Source organism: Yersinia sp. 2466 StPb PI (assembly GCF_041538325.1).
Classification (GTDB): Bacteria; Pseudomonadota; Gammaproteobacteria; order Enterobacterales; family Enterobacteriaceae; genus Yersinia; species Yersinia enterocolitica_E.
This window is the reverse complement of the sequence record NZ_JAULSL010000001.1, coordinates 1,615,019-1,631,987: the sequence shown is the minus strand read 5'-3', so window position 1 is coordinate 1,631,987 and position 16,969 is coordinate 1,615,019. Positions and strand designations below refer to the sequence as shown.

The following is a 16,969-nucleotide window of genomic DNA, read 5'->3' as shown; positions in this document are numbered from 1 at the left end:
TCGCTACTGAGTGCTTTTCACTGGATGATCCGGTTTCTTGTCATTTCCGGCGATGAACGGGCTCCATGGCTGAGCACGAATTGGCGCATCGGTTTGCCATACCACGTTGAATTGTCCGTTAGCCTCAATTTCGCCAATCATCACCGGTTTGTGCAGATGGTGATTAGTTTTATCCATTGTCAGCGTAAATCCTGATGGTGCTGGATAGGTTTGTCCGGCCATCGCAGCACGAACCTTATCCACATCGGTTGATTTGGCTTTTTCTACTGCCTGGGCCCACATGTGCATACCTACCCAAGTAGCTTCCATCGGATCATTGGTGACAGCAGTATCTGCATTCGGCAACTTATGCGCTTTGGCATAGGCTTTCCATTGTTCAACAAACGTCTTGTTCGTCGGATTATCCACCGATTGGAAGTAGTTCCAGGCCGCCAGATTCCCCACCAGTGGTTTGGTATCAATGCCACGTAGTTCCTCTTCACCCACAGAGAACGCAATGACAGGCACATCAGTCGCTTTGATACCTTGGTTGGCCAATTCTTTGTAGAAGGGAACATTTGAATCGCCGTTGATGGTGGAAATAACGGCGGTTTTGCCATCGGCAGAGAATTTCTTAATATTACCCACAATAGTTTGGTAATCGCTGTAACCAAACGGGGTATAAATCTCTTCGATATCTTTATCCTGAATACCTTTGGTATGCAGGAAGGCACGTAGGATTTTGTTGGTAGTGCGCGGGTAGACATAATCCGTCCCTAACAAAATAAAGCGTTTTGCACCACCCCCATCTTCACTTAATAAGTATTCCACAGCAGGGATAGCCTGTTGGTTTGGTGCCGCACCGGTATAGAAGACGTTGGGCGACATCTCTTCCCCCTCATACTGTACCGGATAGAACAGTAGACCATTTAACTCTTCAAATACCGGTAAGACAGACTTACGTGAAACCGACGTCCAGGCACCAAATACGACGGCGACTTTATCTTGTGTTAATAATTGCCGCGCTTTCTCGGCAAAGAGTGGCCAGTTAGAGGCCGGATCGACAATAACCGGCTCCAGTTGTTTACCCAATACACCACCATGAGCATTGATATCATCAATACTCATCAAAGCCATATCTTTCAATGGTGTTTCAGAGATAGCCATCGTGCCGGACAACGAGTGCAAGATACCCACTTTGATGGTGTCGGCAGCCAGCGTGCCAAAAGCCACACCCATACTGATAACTGAAGCTGAAAGAGCAAAAACCTTAATCAAGTTACGATGTTGCATAGCGTTAACCTCTGGTCGTTGAGTAAAACACACAAGATCGGATTACTCTGCGCAATCGCCATGCCAGTTTTATATCTTAATAATTTAATTGAAGATTATAGATAACGTTACCAAATAACCGGATAAACGGCCTAATTGTCTGCACCAATAATGCACAACGCACGGGCACAGATAGTGCAACAATGAGAGGAAGTATGTGGGCAGGTAATTAAAAAACAGAATGGTGTTAATTCAGAGATTGGTGAGAAGAGTGTAGCTTAATTTTAACGAAAAACAGGAGTGCCAAATTGCCACTCCTGTTTTGTTATTAATAATCTATATCAGATAGTTATATCGATATGATCAATCTTACTTTTTAGGGCCACGTATACGTAGCGTCAAACCTTTCAGAAAATAACGCAAAGCCTGATCACCACATGGGCGGAAGTTTTTGCTGCCCTCTTTGCGGAACAGTGCATTTAGCTCAGGTTTAGATACTGGGAATTCAACCGCATTAAAAACATCGTGCATATCGGTATCTTTCAACTCAAATGCCACACGTAGTTTTTTCAATACAATATTGTTGGTAATGACTGGCTCTACCGCTGGGGCCGGGAACTTGTCATCTTTACCACGTCTAAAGAAGATCAAACCATTAAGGAAATGTGCCATTACCAGATCAGGGCAATCTTGATAACCGGCCTCATCTTCTTTTTTAAGAAAATTAACGACATCCGCATTGTTCACTTCAAAATCAGCCAGCTTAATGATTTCTGCTATCTTGATATCGTTTACGTTAAGCATGTAGCGAACACTACGGAGCACATCGTTGTTCATCATATTACTGCCCTATTCCTATTATTTAGAGTAGACGTGGGCGAATATCGCAAGAAAAACAAAAGGCTTCTTTCACGTCTAGCGGGCAGTATTGTATAGATTTACGTTGATTTTCTCAATGCAAATCTGATTAATGAGAAAAGTATGCATTCCGGTAGAATACATAAAACTCAATAATAATGAAATTTGAAGGGCTAAGATAAATTAATATTCCCTTCATCTTTCTACTTTATTAAAGATCAGCTATTCATCTTACTGTTATAGCTGGATTGATAAAGGGCGATATCCTCACCGGAAATGTATTTTCTACGTAATGTGGCAGATATTTTATCCATAATCATAACTACCACAACCATTATTAAGGTAATAAACATCACAACATCCCAGTTCCATAGACGCATATTCTCGGCATAAACCAAGCCAATACCTCCCGCCCCCACAAAACCTAATACTGCGGCAGAACGCGTATTTGACTCAATTTGATAAAGGCTTAGCGCTAACAGTGTTGGGAAGGACTGAGTAAAAATACCAAAACGGTGTTTTTGCAAAGCATTAGCCCCCATGGCGGTCAAGCCGCGATTAGGCGATTTATCAACAGCTTCATGCCCTTCAGCATAGAGTTTACCCAACAACCCTATATCTTGCATAATAATAGCTAACACCCCGGCAAGCGGCCCCATACCAACGGCACGAACAAAAATCAGTCCCCAAATTGCCATATCAATGCCACGAAAAACATCCAAAAAGCGCCGAATTATAAAGGAAATAATACGTAATCCCGGTGTCGACATTACGTTGCGTGCGGCTAAAAATGATAGCGGCAAAGCCAGCACCGTCGCGGTTAAAGTCCCTGCGAATACAATTGCCAAGGTAATAAATATCTGACTGAAATAGTATTTAAATGGCCAATTAATGAAATCATGCCAAACAAACATACGCAAAAAATAGCGGCTTATTTGCTGGCTTCCATTAGCAAATGTCTGCCAAGGGATACCAAAGACTTTAAAGAAAAATAGATAATATAAAAAAATACCGACAGTAATGGCGGTAACTAACCTGATATACCGTTTTTGCTGTAAGAAAAATTGCGGATATTGCTGTTTTAAAGTCAATATCTGTGACGGTGTTAAATGATGAGCCAACATTATGAAGCTCCTTCCACAACGTGCTGACGTAATTTACCCGAGGTATAATCCAACAGCGATACCACAATAATAATCAGCAGCAATGTCATGCTCACCTGATCATAACGGTCCAATTTTATTGACGTCATCAGTTCCTGCCCAATCCCACCAGCACCAACCAGTCCTAGAATGGTCGATTGGCGGAAATTAATCTCCAGACGCATAAAGCTATAAGAGAGAAATATCGGTTTTACCTGTGGCCACAGCGCAAAACGCATTCGTTGTAATTTACCCGCACCACAGGCCGCCAGCCCACGCACCGGTTTATCAGATACCGTTTCAAGCGATTCATAAAACAACTTAGTCAAACTGCCAATCGTATGTAATGCCAGTGCCAGAAAACCGGGAATTGCCCCGATACCAAAAGCCATAACAAACATCACTGCCCATGCCAATTCCGGCATGGTGCGTAAAAATGCCACAAAAGTTCGAATAGATAACCGTAACCAAGGCGGGCTTTGAGTATTATTCGCAGCCAGGAAGGCCAGGATAACCGCAACCACCACGGATAAAATAGTGGCTGCCACCGCCAATTGCAGCGTTTCCCAAATCAGCGGTAACTGTATAGGTAACCGATAACCCCAATAAGCCAGAGACCCCTCCGTGTGACCATCGGCAAATAAATTGTGCCAATAGAGTACCGGTATCGTTTCGGCTAGATAATCAAAAAAATGTGGGATGGAAATAAGAACAGTATGTAAATTAAACTCAGCAATACTTCCAGCACCCAGATAAATAATTGCCAGCGTTAATGACCAAATCAACGTTTCACGTTTTTGTTTACCGCGAATCTGCTGGTAGTAGTGGTTAAAATCAGTATTCAAAATAAGCTACCACCTAAAAGCAATAGCTCCGGCAAGCCAGAGCTATTTCGTTTTATCCGCCGGACCGAATTAACGATCACCTTTGGTTAATTCACGCTTCATATCAATGATAGTTTGATACTCGCTGAGGGATGTTTCACCAATATGCTGTTTGCCACCCATCGCTTTAATGAAACAACCGTGATCCTCTTTATCCAGTTTTTTAACCGCAGCGACTAATTGCGCTTTAAATTCAGACGGTAATGCACTGCGGACAAGAATCGGGCCGTTGGGGATCAGTGGCGACTGCCAGATGATACGGATCTGTTTCATTAAATCCGGGTGATCCATACGAATCATGCGCGTAAATGCACCACTGGTATAACCGGTGTTATAGTCACCGATCATGGAAGCCCAGGTGACAGCACCGGCGAATTGCCCGTTAATGACACCCAGAATATCTTGTTCATGACCACCAGAGAATGTCACGCTAGAGAAGAAGTTGTTATATTTATTATCCGGTGTTCCACCAAATTTCTGTTTAAAACTTTGATTAGGGATTAAAAAACCAGAGGTTGAATCTGGGTCAGCAAAACCGAACGCTTTACCTTTCAAATCTTCAATTTTCTGATAAGGGCTATCCGCTTTCACCACAACCACAGAGTGATAACCGCGTGATTTGTCAGTATCATCGATAGCAATACCTACAATATCAACGGCTTTAGGATCTTTAATATAAACAGAGGCAAAAGAGGAAGGAGACATACTTAATACCAAGTCAATCTTCCCACCTAATAGGCCTTGTATTACGCCAGAATAGTCTGATGCATTATGCAAGTTTGTTTTTACATTTAACTCTTTATCTAAAAACTCTTTGACACACATATTATCGCCAATTTGTTGTGTCGCATTCTGCCCACCAAGAATACCCAGATTAATTTCTTTTGGTGCATCCGCTGCTGTAGCATTAAATACCATAAAACTTGCCACTAATGAGGTAAGACAAAGTACTTTTTTCATTAAAATAACCTATTCTGATAAAGGGATAAGTGGGGATTAATGCAAAAGTTCAGTGGATTCATCGCTGTAAATATCTTGAATAATAGAATCATTTAACAGTGAAGGATGCCCATCAAAGACAATCCGCCCGTGGGCAATACCAATCACTCGGGTGCAATAGTCTTTCACCAAATCAACAGAGTGTAAGTTCACAATTACAGCAATATCGTTTTCACTTATTTTCTGTAATGTATTCATAATGCGGGTTGTGTTTTTTGGATCTAAAGAAGCGACAGGTTCATCAGCCAATAATATTTTGGGGTTTTGCATCATGGCGCGGCAAATGGCCACCCGTTGCATTTGGCCGCCAGAGAGATTCTCTGCACGCTGCAACGCATGGGGTAACATATTAAGCCATTGTAATAACTCAATTGCTCTAGCCCGATCTTCATCAGCAAATATTTTGAAAAATGATTTAAACGTGGAGGTGTAACTCAGGCGGCCTAACAAAACATTAGTAATAACATCAAGACGGGGGACCAAACAGAAATCTTGGAAGATCATGCCGCATTTTGCGCGCCATTTACGCATCTGCTTGGTTGTTAGTGCTGCAATATTTTGCGTATCGCCATTGTCATGGTAATTAATAATTTCACCCGCACTGCTGGGAATAGTGCCATTTAAAACATGTAACAATGTTGATTTTCCGGCACCGGAGCGGCCAATAATTGCAACAAACTCACCTGCATGGAGTTCAAAATTAATATCATCCAGCACACGGTGTTGTGATTGGTACGCTTTAACTAATCCCTTAACGGCAAGTACCTTCTTACGCGGTTCTTGCACCGCAGCCGGATAGTCAGCCACAGTGAATTTACGTAATGCCTGGCCCATAACATGTCTCTCAGATTGCCTGTCGTCATGAGCTATTAACGGATAATTCTATTGCATCTTGATGAAAGTTTTATGAGAGAAAGGTGACAAAAAATAGCCACCTTTCTTATACTTTACTCAATTACAGGATATTGATGAGTATCTAACTTCTTAATTTACGGTAGACGAACAGCACAACCAGTGAACCGATAACCGCCACGACAAAGCTGCCAAAATTAAACCCATCAACTTTGCCCATACCAAAGAAGACACTAATATAGCCCCCCACCAGGGCACCGACCACGCCAAGGATTACGGTCATAATAAAGCCACCGCCATCCTCTCCGGGCATAATCCATTTAGCCAAAACACCGGCGATAAGACCAAAAATAATCCAAGATAGTATGCCCATAAACACCTCCATAAAATTAATATTTGCTGATAACTGATTTGACTACCCACTATTGTTGATCCGCCTTTCAGCTTTGCGTTCAATCTTAAACATAGGTCTCAGGTAAACATAACGGGCTTAACCTGACAGTCTTAAAACAGCTAACATCATTAAGTTAAGACCCGATTAACAAAATCTGCAAATCAGACCAGCCAAGTTAAATATAAATCAAATAACCGGCTGTCGCGGGGTGAAAACATGATTAATTCCCTGCTGTTGTAGCTTTTTCAATAAATCATATCCACCATTTGGCACACTATGCGCAAACTCTCGTTCGCTTGTAAACACAGGGCTGACCCAATACATATTAACCGGATCACCTTGTTGAAGAGGTAGAGTAAGATTGTCTGCATCAGCATATAACGCTGATGATAAAATATAGCCTTCATAACCCTTAGGGGCGACAGCCGACTCCAGTGTATGCCCTTCGCCAAGCCAGGTTATTTTACTCCAGGGAACGTGGGCAAATCCTGCCAGCGCACTGGCCATGTGAATAGCGTTGTCTTCGTTGACATATTGGCTATCAATTGCAATCGCCATCTCCAAGCGCCGGTATTTAGCTGCATCATCATTAAATAATATTTCAACCCATGGCTGAGGACGAATACTGACCCCCACGGTCAGAAAGTAATATATTCCCTCTTTCTCATGTTGGGAGATGGCCATTGGCGGCCACGTCCCCTGATCGATGGCATAATATTTTACCGATGGACCGAAGTGCTGCTCATAATATTGAATATATTCAGCTTGTAATGCAGGCCACGGATTTCCCTCTTCCTGTTGCCAGGCCCGCCAAAATTGACGAGTATGTTGCGCATTGGCATATTGTGTATTGGTTGAAGCTGACCCCAGAGGTAATGTCAGTGGATTATCTTTAATACAACTGGCGGAATAGCAAATTGAGTGATCAATATAGAGGCTCCAGCCAGGAATAATTGCCAACAGTTGTCCCTGATACCACAATGCCGCACCGTCGTCACTTTCAGACCAGACTATCGTAATATACTGCGCAACCAGCTCCGCCTCGCCCGCCACATTACGGCAGAACTCTGCGGCTAATCGTGGGGCCAACCCTTGTTCAAGGGCGGTATTATCAGCCGATGGTGGCGCAGCAACCAGATTTCTCACCCAGCAGGCACGCACGGGAAAACGCTCTTCAAATGCCTCCTGCGGATAAATATAGAAGTAAACTACCCGATTATCCTGTTGCACCACAGCAACCAATGTCTGGTTTTCATTACTGACTTCGGCCAGTACCTCAGATTCTTTCATATCGCCTCAACTGTATCGGCAAAGGGTTTCAGGCGAAACATACTGTATTGCCTGCTGTAAAATAAGCCTATTAGCGGAACACAGATAATCTCATGCTAATAACTTTAATACTGATAGTGTAAAGCATGGCATAGTGTAAAACGTCTTATCCCTTTAAATCATCAGCAAAAGTCTCAAAAATACGCCGAATGCGATTATTATTTGAATCTTATTTTTTATAATCGATTCAATATGATCCTATAGTGACCGATCGTAATTATAGACTGTCACCTCAATACCTATAACCAATAGTTGATAGTCTACAGCCTGAATTCACGCTAAAATAAAACCATTATTTCTCGCAGAATTGAGGGTTCACATGGCATATATACCGAAGAATTACACCCGGCTGGAAAGTGGCTATCGGGAGAAAGCACTGAAAATTTTTCCGTGGGTTTGCGGTAAATGTTCACGAGAGTTTGTTTATTCCAATCTGCGAGAGCTGACGGTTCACCATATTGACCATGATCATAGCAATAACCCAGAAGATGGCAGCAATTGGGAGATGTTATGCCTTTTTTGCCATGATCATGAACACTCTAAATACACCGAAGCAGACCAATATGGGTCGACTGTGATTGCCGGGGATGATGCCCAGAATGATCAGGGTGTTGCTACCCATAATCCATTCGCCAACCTAAAGTCTTTGATGAAGAAATAACGCTGTCTGGCCGTGGTATGCAACACGGCCGACATGACATCACCATCGGACTAAAAACCTAATAGCTGCCGGTAAGATTGAGTTTCTTGTTGTTGTGGCAATAGCCCTAATTTATCGGCTAACTGTTGGCATTCGACTTTAAGGCTATCCAGGGCCGTAGCATCATCAGTCATGATGGCTATTTCGGCAAAGTCGCCAAGACCCGCCAAGCTATCAACTGTGACATGAAACTTCCCAATAAAGTAGATACTCCGTATTTTTTCCAGCATAAATGCTGGCTGATAGCCTAACGTCGCCAGCATGCTTTGAACCTTGGTTATATCCTCAATATTGCTGGCCTCACAGCGTTCAGTTCCCGGCCCTTTTACTATCCATAAACGAATACCTGACGGGTTCATCTCACGTAAAACCATACTGACCTGTTTAGCCGCTAAATCACCGCCGTTGGCTTCCAGATAGATATCTTTTTCATGATTATTGAGGGTAAATGGCAATGCTTGATGTAATGCTAGTTGTTCATGTAATTGGCTGATGTTCGATACATGGAACTTTAACTCAACTTCATATTTACCAACAAAATGCTCACTCATAAATGCCTTACTAATCAGTGTAATCATTAAACTCGATCCTATACCTCATCACGTAATGATCAAAATACTTATCAATATCCCAATGACTCAACCTAGCCTTGATACGCTGAATAATTTTCTGATAAATCATTAATGTTAGTAATGTTTAAACGGCGGGAATGATGAAGGTTGAAGACAATTTAAGCACTAATAACGAGAGCTAGCTCACAAAGCAAACGATTCATCAGGAAACCCTTTCCTCCCTCATGTTTACTTCATGGCATCCGAAGAGCGGTTTGCTATCAGCCGATACGTGGATGAATGCTAACAAAAGTCAATGCCATTACAGGGAGCGGCACCAATGAATCAATCCAATGATGAAAAAAGGCAAACCTTGCTGAACCAGTTGCAGCAGATTGTGGGTGCGCGCTACTTGCTAACCGGCGAACGGCAGACAGAGCGTTATCGTACGGGTTTCCGCTCAGGAACAGGATCTGCTCTTGCGGTAGTGTTTCCTTCAACGTTATTACAGCAATGGCAGTTGCTACAAGCCTGTGTGGCCGCCGATACCATTGTTATCATGCAGGCAGCGAACACCGGGCTGACAGAAGGCTCAACCCCCAGTGGTAATGATTATGATCGACCCATTGTTATATTAAATACTTTGCGCCTCAATCAAATCCAGCTATTAAATGATGGAAAGCAGGTTATTGGTTTTCCTGGCAGTACGCTGAATCAATTGGAAAAACGTCTGAAACCTTATGATCGTGAACCCCATTCGGTCATTGGGTCCTCTTGCATCGGTGCCTCGGTGGTGGGGGGCATTTGTAATAACTCAGGGGGGTCATTGGTTCAAAGAGGCCCTGCCTACACCGAAATGGCACTGTACGCACAGATTGATGCTCAGGGTGAGTTACAGTTAATCAATCATTTAGGGATTAATTTAGGCAATACGCCAGAAGAGATTTTGCAACGGCTGGAACGGGGTAAATATCGTGCCAGCGATATTGCACAAGGTACACAACAAACCTCCGACCACGAATATGCTACGCGAGTAAGAGATATTGATGCGCCAACCCCTTCACGTTTCAATGCCGATCCAAGACGATTATTTGAAGCCTCGGGATGTGCCGGTAAATTGGCCGTATTTGCAGTACGGCTTGACACTTTTCCCAGTGAAAAACAACAGCAAGTCTTTTATATCGGCACCAATCAGACTCAGGTATTGACTGAATTACGCCGTGCAATTTTACGTGACTTTAAACATTTGCCCGTCGCTGGTGAATATATGCATCGCGATATTTTTGATATTGCTGAAGTGTACGGCAAAGATACCTTTGTCATGATAAATAGCATGGGTACCAATAATATGCCTCGTTTCTTTACCCTAAAGGGCAAAATTGATGCGCGGCTTAGCAAAGTTCCTTTTTTAATCGACCATTTAACTGATCGAATAATGCAAGGCTTCAGCCAGGTACTGCCCAACCATTTACCTAAACGCCTCAAAACATATCGGAGTAAATATGAGCATCATTTGATGCTTAAAATGTCAGGTGCAGGTATTCCTGAAGCACAGCAGTTTTTGAAGGACTTTTTTGCGACGGCGGAAGGTAACTTCATTACCTGTACCGCTGATGAAGGCAAGAAAGCCTTTTTACACCGCTTTGCCGCAGCAGGTGCTGCTGTGCGCTATCACGCTGTTCACGCTGATAAAGTGGAGGATATTCTGGCTCTGGATATTGCGCTACCGCGCAATGAAGAACAATGGTTTGAGACCCTCCCGGCAGAAATAGACCAATGCCTGGTCGCCAAACTCTATTACGGCCATTTCTTGTGCCATGTCTTCCATCAGGACTATATTGTGAAAAAAGGTGTTGATACTCAGGCATTAAAACAAAAAATGCTGGCACTGCTGAATGACAAAGGGGCGGAATATCCGGCTGAGCACAATGTGGGGCATCTCTATATAGCCAAACCTGCCTTAAAGGATTTTTACCAACAGATAGACCCAACCAACAGCTTTAATCCTGGGATTGGTAAAACCTCAAAACGTAAATCCTGGCAGAAAGAATAATATCACCCCGATACTGGGCTCCATATCAAGTCGAATTAGGCATTATCTGAATTCAAGTCCTCTATCTCCTGAATTCTGCCAAACAAACTATAGTCATAGTCTAGAGCCAACGAGGTTGGTGCGGCTAACAAATGTTAGTCGGTATTAATGCTAAGTCTGGGAGACAGAATGAAAATAATACTGTGGATTATCGCCATTATTTTTATTGTCGGGTTGTTGACGATTACTGGTGTGTTTAAATTGATTTTCTAATGATTATCAGAGAGATGTAAATATCCGCCAATTGCTTTAAGCAGAATTTGCAGCCCGTCTGCAAATTCTGCTATCTACTGACTGTGTTCTCTACCTATTCCGACACCTGAGCTAAACGCCCTTGCCCATCTTTTTGCTGACGATAGCTTTTGGCAGCCCCAGGGATCGGCGCGGCTTTACCGGTTTCCATCCAACTGCGTAGGCGGTTTGCATCGGCAAAATGCGTATATTTACCAAAGGCATCTAACACCACAAGAGCTACAGGACGATTGCCAATGACGGTCCGCATTGCCAAACAGTGCCCAGCTTGATTCGTAAAGCCGGTTTTAGTGAGCTGAATATTCCATTTATCGTTATAAACTAAATGGTTAGTGTTACGAAATGGCAGCGTATAATCAGGGTCACGGAAAGTTGCCATTTTCTCAGTGGTAGTGCTTAGTTGCCCAATCAGCGGGTATTGTTTGGTCGCCACCAGCAACTTGGTCAAATCATGCGCGGTCGAGACATTATCAATCGACAGACCTGTTGGCTCAACATAACGTGTTTTGGTCATTCCCAAAGATTTCGCTTTCGCATTCATTGCGTTAATAAATGCGTTATAGCCTCCGGGATAGTGATGCGCCAGACTCGCCGCAGCGCGGTTTTCCGATGACATTAATGCTAATAGCAGCATATCTTTGCGACTGATTTCACTGTTTACCCTAACCCGAGAAAATACCCCTTTCATTTCTTTAGTTTGATGAATATCTACTGAGATAATCTCATCCAGTGGCAATTTGGCATCCAACACCACCATTGCGGTCATCAGTTTGGTGATTGACGCAATGGGTACCACTTCATCAGCATTGTTAGCGTAAATCACTTTATTTGTTTGTAAATCAACCACCATCGCGCTGCCGGATGCCAGTTCCAAGGGCGTTTTCCCTTTAATTTCAGCCGTCCCACCACTGGCAGAGGCTAAAGGAACAACACTGATACCGGTAGATAAAAGCAAAAAACTTAATAGTGCAAAACGGATTTTCACATGCATGTTCGTCAGCTTAGATAGGTTGTCGGGAGTGATTGTGGTTGGTTTGGCGCATTATAAATTACAGTAATGCACGGCGCACCACACATTCTTCAAATGATTGTTACAAAGATTAAAGCTGCCTAATTGCTACTCACCGGTAAACACTTTTCAAAGAAAGGAACAAAGACTTATTGTGAGCATTATTTTGAAAGATAGTGATTGTTTATAAAATAAGCAAGCAGCCATCGTGGCTCAATTTAGGTCAGGATAATTCAATTTTGCTAAATTACGCGGGATGTGACGTTAATTGGCGGAAAGATTAGCGCTATAAATCTAAACAGATTATCAATAATGACAAAAAAAACGCTTGCTAGACTAATTATTACCCTATAATTGCCAACATAATTTTTAGATATACCCTAAATAATTCGAGTTGCAGGAAGTCGGCAAGCGAGAGACAAATCGGTCGGAAACCGATTTGAACAGCATTTATGCTGCCCGCAGGGTGAGGCTCATTAACCCCGATGAGCTTACATGAGTAAGTGATTCGGGTGATTGAACGTAGCCAATGCAGCTTGAAGTATGACGGATATAAAACTGATTCATAGGTATTTATATGGGAACAACAATCTTTGGTATTCTCTTTGGTGTATTTCTAATAGCGGCAGGTTTAGCGGATATTCATGATGAAAATCTAGCATCACTAACCTTCTGGGTTGACGCATTGCTGATTCTTGTTGGTGCAGTATTCCTATTGGGTATTGCAAAGTTTATCGGGCGTAAGAAGAAATAGCAGTGATATTTATCAGAAAAGGCCGCGCACGGCCTTTTCATTGTCAGCCTGTTATACCAAATCACTCATCACTAATTGTGCGATTTCAAAGTAAATAATCAGGCCGGTACCATCAATAAAGGTAGCAATAAAAGGTGCGGAGACCACCGCAGGATCAATTGACATCCGTTTTAATACCATCGGAATAATAGAAGAGACAATGGCACTCCACACGGTGATAGCAACAACAGTTAAGCTCACCACAATGGTGACTTCCATCCCTACGCCCAGGAACCAAGCGCGGATCCAGGCCGCCAGCCCAATCGTCGTTGCCACCATCAGAGAAGTAGAGACCTCTTTACGCAATACCGCCCCCACATTGCGCAGACTCACCTCCCCCAAAGCCATGGCCCGTACCAGAGTCGAGGTAATTTGCGTACCACTGTTACCACCGGTTCCAATCAGTAATGGAATAAAGAAAGCCAGCGCGATAGCGGCTTCCAATTGCTCTTCAAACGCTTTCAATACTGTTCCGGTATAAGCTTCTGCCACAAATAACAGTAATAACCATATAACGCGTTTACGCCATAATGTTATCGGACTAGTTTGCAAGTAAGGCTCGTCGAGAGGTAAACTGGCTCCTTGCCGTTGGGCATCCTCAGTATTTTCATCTTCGATCAATTCGGCAATATCTTTCGCCCGTAATACCCCCACTAATTTTCCGTGGCTTAATACCGGAACAATATCCAGGCCGCTTTTTGCCAGTAAACTTGCCGCCTCATGACGATCCTGCTCTGGAGATACCGAGAAATAACTCTGATTGATAATTTGAAATACTTTTATATCAGGCTGTTCTTCCGTCAGTAGATTTTTAACCGAGAGTAAGCCGACCAAATGCCGATTGCCATTTGTTACCAACAATTGCGTTGGTATTTCACTATCTGAGATATTCTGCAAGAAATAGGCTTTAGCCTCAGTGACTGACATATCAGCCGATACCGTAATATAAGTATCGCTCATATAGGCACCTAAGGTGGACTCTTTATCCTCGCCTTGATTGGATTGCTTTGGTATTGCTAAATCGAAATGTGAACTCATAAATGACCCTATTACTGTTATAAATTAACTAAACAGTCCTCACATAGGGGCGTAACCAGATTAGAGAGTGCTCAATGGCTATCTCCGTGTCTAAGTTTTAGCACTATACAACGTATCTGATTTCTCAGAAGTTACTTTGGGTTATACCTTAATCCGATATAACCTGTCCTAACCTTGGGCGTCTCTGGACGTCGTCAGATCAGTAACCTGTGTTTGTATAGGAGCCTCGCCTAACGAGATACTGCATTTAAAATGCAGGCACACTATAAACGCGATACTTAAAACAAATCAAAAGAATAACTATTCTTGTTTAAGCTATATTTAGGGTTAGGATTTATATGGCTAATATATAAGTAATAGAAAATTCATACCCGCAGAATAGCCAACGCAATATCTTTTGAGTTTTTTAACGCACGGATTTCACTGAATAAATCTGTTGCTTCAGCATATTCTTTACGTAAATAACCCAACCACTGTTTGATGCGGGCAACATGATACAGGCCGGTATCGCCCTGCTTTTCCAACTGCACATATTTTTGCAGCAGTTTTACCACTTCAGACCAAGCCATATGCGGTTCGTTATACTTCACCACCCGGCTCAGATTCGGTACATTTAATGCCCCGCGCCCTAGCATCACGGCATCACAGCCCGTCACCTTCATGCACTCCTGCGCGCTCTGGTAATCCCAGATCTCACCATTAGCAATCACGGGGATAGTCAGCCGCTGGCGTATTTCGCCAATCGCTTGCCAATTAATTCGTTCGGCTTGATAACCATCTTCTTTGGTGCGGCCATGTACTGCCAGTTCAGTCGCGCCCGCTTGTTGCACTGCGTCTGCGATTTCAAACTGACGAGCGCCAGAATCCCAGCCCAAACGAATTTTGACTGTGACTGGCAAATGCGCAGGCACGGCTTCACGCATCGCTTTGGCTCCCTGATAAATCAATTCAGGATCTTTCAGCAATGTGGCACCACCGCCACTGCCATTCACCAACTTTGAAGGACACCCACAATTGAGATCGACACCGTATGAGCCAAGTTCTACCGCGCGAGCCGCGTTTTCCGCCAGCCACTCGGGATATTGACCCAATAATTGAATACGAACTAAGGTGCCGGAGGGAGTACGGCTTTGATGATGTAATTCAGGGCAGAGACGATAGAAGGATTTTGCTGGCAAAAGTTGATCGACCACCCGTAAAAACTCAGTGATACAAAGGTCATAATCGTTCACTTCGCTGAGGAGTTCGCGCACCAGTGAATCTAATACCCCTTCCATCGGCGCCAATAATACCCGCATGCTAATTACCCTGATCCATTATCCGCACTCGCCCAGTATAAACGTAAAAAAGATCGGCAATGATACGGGGGAATTGAGGTGTAAAACAAGGAATAACCCAGCAGGAACGCCAATTCAGATGAAAAAAAACCGCCTCAAAGAAGCGGTTTGATCAGCGAAAGGGATTACCGCTTATTCGCCTGGTTTACTGCTACGGCCACGTGAAGAAGGGCCAGCCGGGCGACGTTGACCATCAGCCTGGCTACGTGGGCGACTGTTACGGCTATCGCCGCGACCGGCTGCACCACCACCATTCTGTGGACGGCCTGCGCTGCTACCACGCCCCATTCCTGGACGTTGTGCGCCACGGCCCTGGCGACCATTTTGAATCGGATCAGCTTTGATGCTTGGGTCCGGCTCATAGCCATCCAGCGCGATGCGCGGAATTTCACGCTTCAGTAAACGCTCAATATCACGCAACAGTTTATGCTCATCAACGCAAACCAGTGAAATCGCTTCACCTGTGCGTTCCGCGCGGCCCGTACGACCAATACGGTGCACGTAATCTTCTGGTACGTTAGGTAATTCATAGTTAACCACATGGGGTAACTGATCAATGTCCAGACCACGGGCAGCAATATCAGTGGCTACCAGAACCCGGATTTTACCGTCTTTAAAATCAGCCAATGCACGAGTACGCGCGCCCTGGCTCTTATTACCGTGAATTGCCGCGGAGGTAATGCCGTCTTTATTCAGTTGTTCAGCCAAATGGTTAGCACCATGCTTAGTGCGGTTAAACACCAACACTTGCTGCCAGTTGCCCTCACCAATCATCTGAGACAATAATTCACGTTTACGGTTTTTATCCACAAAATGAACACTTTGCGCAATTTGTTCAGAAGCTGTATTGCGGCGCGCTACTTCAACGGAAGCCGGGTTGTTCAACAGCTTGCTCGCCAGACCTTTAATTTCATCTGAGAAGGTGGCGGAGAACAGCAAGTTCTGGCGCTTAGAGGGCAGTTTGGCTAATACGCGACGGATATCGTGAATAAAGCCCATATCCAGCATGCGGTCAGCTTCGTCCAATACCAAAATTTCGATCTTGGACAAATCTACTGCGTTCTGATGTTCCAGATCCAGTAAACGGCCAGGCGTCGCGACTAAAATATCAACACCACCACGCAGTTTCATCATCTGGGGGTTAATGCTAACGCCGCCAAATACCACCAGCGAACGTAGCTTCAGATATTTACTGTAACTCTGTACGTTTTCGTCAATCTGCGCAGCCAGCTCACGGGTAGGCGTTAAGATCAACGCACGTACCGGGCGACGGCCTTTAATTGGCTGTTGATCCTGACTAAGCAGTTGCAGCAATGGCAAGGTGAAACCAGCGGTTTTACCGGTACCCGTTTGCGCACTGGCCATTAAATCACGGCCTTCCAGTACCACAGGGATTGCCTGACGTTGAATCGGTGTCGGCACAAGGTAGCCCTGCTCTTCAACAGCACGCAGGATGTCGGCGTTTAGGCCGAGAGAATCAAATGACAT

The 16,969-nt window shown here is 43.9% G+C and carries 16 protein-coding genes and 1 riboswitch; of the genes, 3 read left to right on the top strand and 13 right to left on the bottom strand.

What is annotated here, in order from left to right; genetic code table 11:
- Positions 1 to 3: 3 nt before the first annotated feature.
- From urtA to Q2T72_RS07315, 8 genes are all read right to left on the bottom strand, one after another.
- Entirely contained in the window at positions 4 to 1,272 is a 1,269-nt protein-coding gene (gene urtA / locus Q2T72_RS07350; protein WP_083159486.1) for an urea ABC transporter substrate-binding protein, read from the bottom strand.
- A gap of 348 nt (positions 1,273 to 1,620) precedes the next feature.
- Positions 1,621 to 2,091 carry a DUF1456 family protein gene (locus Q2T72_RS07345; RefSeq protein ID WP_083159488.1) on the bottom strand — a complete coding sequence of 157 codons (471 nt, stop codon included), beginning with the start codon at positions 2,089 to 2,091 and terminating at the stop codon, positions 1,621 to 1,623.
- Positions 2,092 to 2,327: 236 nt separating this feature from the next.
- Positions 2,328 to 3,233 (bottom strand): phosphonate ABC transporter, permease protein PhnE, encoded by a 906-nt coding sequence (gene phnE / locus Q2T72_RS07340; protein ID WP_083159490.1) that lies wholly within the window; start codon positions 3,231 to 3,233, stop codon positions 2,328 to 2,330.
- Positions 3,233 to 4,096 carry a phosphonate ABC transporter, permease protein PhnE gene (phnE, locus tag Q2T72_RS07335; RefSeq protein ID WP_193784694.1) on the bottom strand — a complete coding sequence of 288 codons (864 nt, stop codon included), beginning with the start codon at positions 4,094 to 4,096 and terminating at the stop codon, positions 3,233 to 3,235. Before phnE (Q2T72_RS07335) ends, phnE (Q2T72_RS07340) begins: the two co-directional genes overlap by 1 nt.
- Positions 4,097 to 4,165: 69 nt before the next feature.
- Entirely contained in the window at positions 4,166 to 5,095 is a 930-nt protein-coding gene (gene phnD / locus Q2T72_RS07330) for a phosphonate ABC transporter substrate-binding protein (protein ID WP_372568882.1), read from the bottom strand.
- Positions 5,096 to 5,131: 36 nt separating this feature from the next.
- Entirely contained in the window at positions 5,132 to 5,968 is an 837-nt protein-coding gene (gene phnC / locus Q2T72_RS07325) for a phosphonate ABC transporter ATP-binding protein (RefSeq protein ID WP_083159494.1), read from the bottom strand.
- A gap of 142 nt (positions 5,969 to 6,110) precedes the next feature.
- Positions 6,111 to 6,359 carry a GlsB/YeaQ/YmgE family stress response membrane protein gene (locus tag Q2T72_RS07320; RefSeq protein WP_083159496.1) on the bottom strand — a complete coding sequence of 83 codons (249 nt, stop codon included), beginning with the start codon at positions 6,357 to 6,359 and terminating at the stop codon, positions 6,111 to 6,113.
- A gap of 207 nt (positions 6,360 to 6,566) precedes the next feature.
- Positions 6,567 to 7,670, bottom strand: coding sequence for a suppressor of fused domain protein (locus Q2T72_RS07315; protein WP_372568881.1), 1,104 nt, complete (start codon positions 7,668 to 7,670; stop codon positions 6,567 to 6,569).
- A gap of 358 nt (positions 7,671 to 8,028) precedes the next feature.
- On the opposite strand from Q2T72_RS07315, the gene yajD reads away from it, so the two are divergent.
- Positions 8,029 to 8,370: an HNH nuclease YajD gene (gene yajD / locus Q2T72_RS07310; RefSeq protein ID WP_005189583.1), complete on the top strand. Its 342-nt coding sequence runs from the start codon at positions 8,029 to 8,031 to the stop codon at positions 8,368 to 8,370.
- Between the two features lie 50 nt (positions 8,371 to 8,420).
- Here yajD and Q2T72_RS07305 read toward each other — a convergent pair whose 3' ends face one another.
- Complete coding sequence (locus tag Q2T72_RS07305; protein WP_372569865.1) at positions 8,421 to 8,960, bottom strand: class IV adenylate cyclase; 540 nt, start codon at positions 8,958 to 8,960, stop codon at positions 8,421 to 8,423.
- 340 nt (positions 8,961 to 9,300) lie between these two features.
- On the opposite strand from Q2T72_RS07305, the gene dld reads away from it, so the two are divergent.
- Entirely contained in the window at positions 9,301 to 11,013 is a 1,713-nt protein-coding gene (gene dld, locus Q2T72_RS07300) for a D-lactate dehydrogenase (protein ID WP_372568880.1), read from the top strand.
- A gap of 346 nt (positions 11,014 to 11,359) precedes the next feature.
- On the opposite strand, the gene pbpG is transcribed toward dld, so the two are convergent.
- Entirely contained in the window at positions 11,360 to 12,295 is a 936-nt protein-coding gene (pbpG, locus tag Q2T72_RS07295; RefSeq protein WP_083159502.1) for a D-alanyl-D-alanine endopeptidase, read from the bottom strand.
- A gap of 595 nt (positions 12,296 to 12,890) precedes the next feature.
- Here pbpG and Q2T72_RS07290 point away from each other — a divergent pair.
- The gene (locus Q2T72_RS07290; RefSeq protein ID WP_005189574.1) at positions 12,891 to 13,067 is read left to right on the top strand and encodes a hypothetical protein; all 177 of its coding nucleotides are present in this window, start codon (positions 12,891 to 12,893) and stop codon (positions 13,065 to 13,067) included.
- Positions 13,068 to 13,118: 51 nt separating this feature from the next.
- On the opposite strand, the gene mgtE is transcribed toward Q2T72_RS07290, so the two are convergent.
- From mgtE to rhlE, 3 genes are all read right to left on the bottom strand, one after another.
- Complete coding sequence (gene mgtE, locus Q2T72_RS07285) at positions 13,119 to 14,144, bottom strand: magnesium transporter (RefSeq protein WP_083159504.1); 1,026 nt, start codon at positions 14,142 to 14,144, stop codon at positions 13,119 to 13,121.
- A 75-nt stretch (positions 14,145 to 14,219) separates the two neighbouring features.
- Positions 14,220 to 14,389: riboswitch (M-box (ykoK) riboswitch) on the bottom strand.
- A 120-nt stretch (positions 14,390 to 14,509) separates the two neighbouring features.
- Positions 14,510 to 15,442: a tRNA dihydrouridine(16) synthase DusC gene (gene dusC / locus Q2T72_RS07280; protein WP_083159506.1), complete on the bottom strand. Its 933-nt coding sequence runs from the start codon at positions 15,440 to 15,442 to the stop codon at positions 14,510 to 14,512.
- A gap of 171 nt (positions 15,443 to 15,613) precedes the next feature.
- Positions 15,614 to 16,969 carry an ATP-dependent RNA helicase RhlE gene (rhlE, locus tag Q2T72_RS07275; RefSeq protein WP_083159508.1) on the bottom strand — a complete coding sequence of 452 codons (1,356 nt, stop codon included), beginning with the start codon at positions 16,967 to 16,969 and terminating at the stop codon, positions 15,614 to 15,616.

Bases quoted from the DNA above. Each gene is read 5' to 3' on its own strand.
- urtA (WP_083159486.1), bottom strand. From the start codon at position 1,272: ATGCAACATCGTAACTTGATTAAGGTTTTTGCTCTTTCAGCTTCAGTT.
- Q2T72_RS07345 (WP_083159488.1), bottom strand. From the start codon at position 2,091: ATGATGAACAACGATGTGCTCCGTAGTGTTCGCTACATGCTTAACGTA.
- phnE (WP_083159490.1), bottom strand. From the start codon at position 3,233: ATGTTGGCTCATCATTTAACACCGTCACAGATATTGACTTTAAAACAG.
- phnD (WP_372568882.1), bottom strand. From the start codon at position 5,095: ATGAAAAAAGTACTTTGTCTTACCTCATTAGTGGCAAGTTTTATGGTA.
- phnC (WP_083159494.1), bottom strand. From the start codon at position 5,968: ATGGGCCAGGCATTACGTAAATTCACTGTGGCTGACTATCCGGCTGCG.
- Q2T72_RS07320 (WP_083159496.1), bottom strand. From the start codon at position 6,359: ATGGGCATACTATCTTGGATTATTTTTGGTCTTATCGCCGGTGTTTTG.
- Q2T72_RS07315 (WP_372568881.1), bottom strand. From the start codon at position 7,670: ATGAAAGAATCTGAGGTACTGGCCGAAGTCAGTAATGAAAACCAGACA.
- yajD (WP_005189583.1), top strand. From the start codon at position 8,029: ATGGCATATATACCGAAGAATTACACCCGGCTGGAAAGTGGCTATCGG.
- Q2T72_RS07305 (WP_372569865.1), bottom strand. From the start codon at position 8,960: ATGAGTGAGCATTTTGTTGGTAAATATGAAGTTGAGTTAAAGTTCCAT.
- dld (WP_372568880.1), top strand. From the start codon at position 9,301: ATGAATCAATCCAATGATGAAAAAAGGCAAACCTTGCTGAACCAGTTG.
- pbpG (WP_083159502.1), bottom strand. From the start codon at position 12,295: ATGCATGTGAAAATCCGTTTTGCACTATTAAGTTTTTTGCTTTTATCT.
- Q2T72_RS07290 (WP_005189574.1), top strand. From the start codon at position 12,891: ATGGGAACAACAATCTTTGGTATTCTCTTTGGTGTATTTCTAATAGCG.
- mgtE (WP_083159504.1), bottom strand. From the start codon at position 14,144: ATGAGTTCACATTTCGATTTAGCAATACCAAAGCAATCCAATCAAGGC.
- dusC (WP_083159506.1), bottom strand. From the start codon at position 15,442: ATGCGGGTATTATTGGCGCCGATGGAAGGGGTATTAGATTCACTGGTG.
- rhlE (WP_083159508.1), bottom strand. From the start codon at position 16,969: ATGTCATTTGATTCTCTCGGCCTAAACGCCGACATCCTGCGTGCTGTT.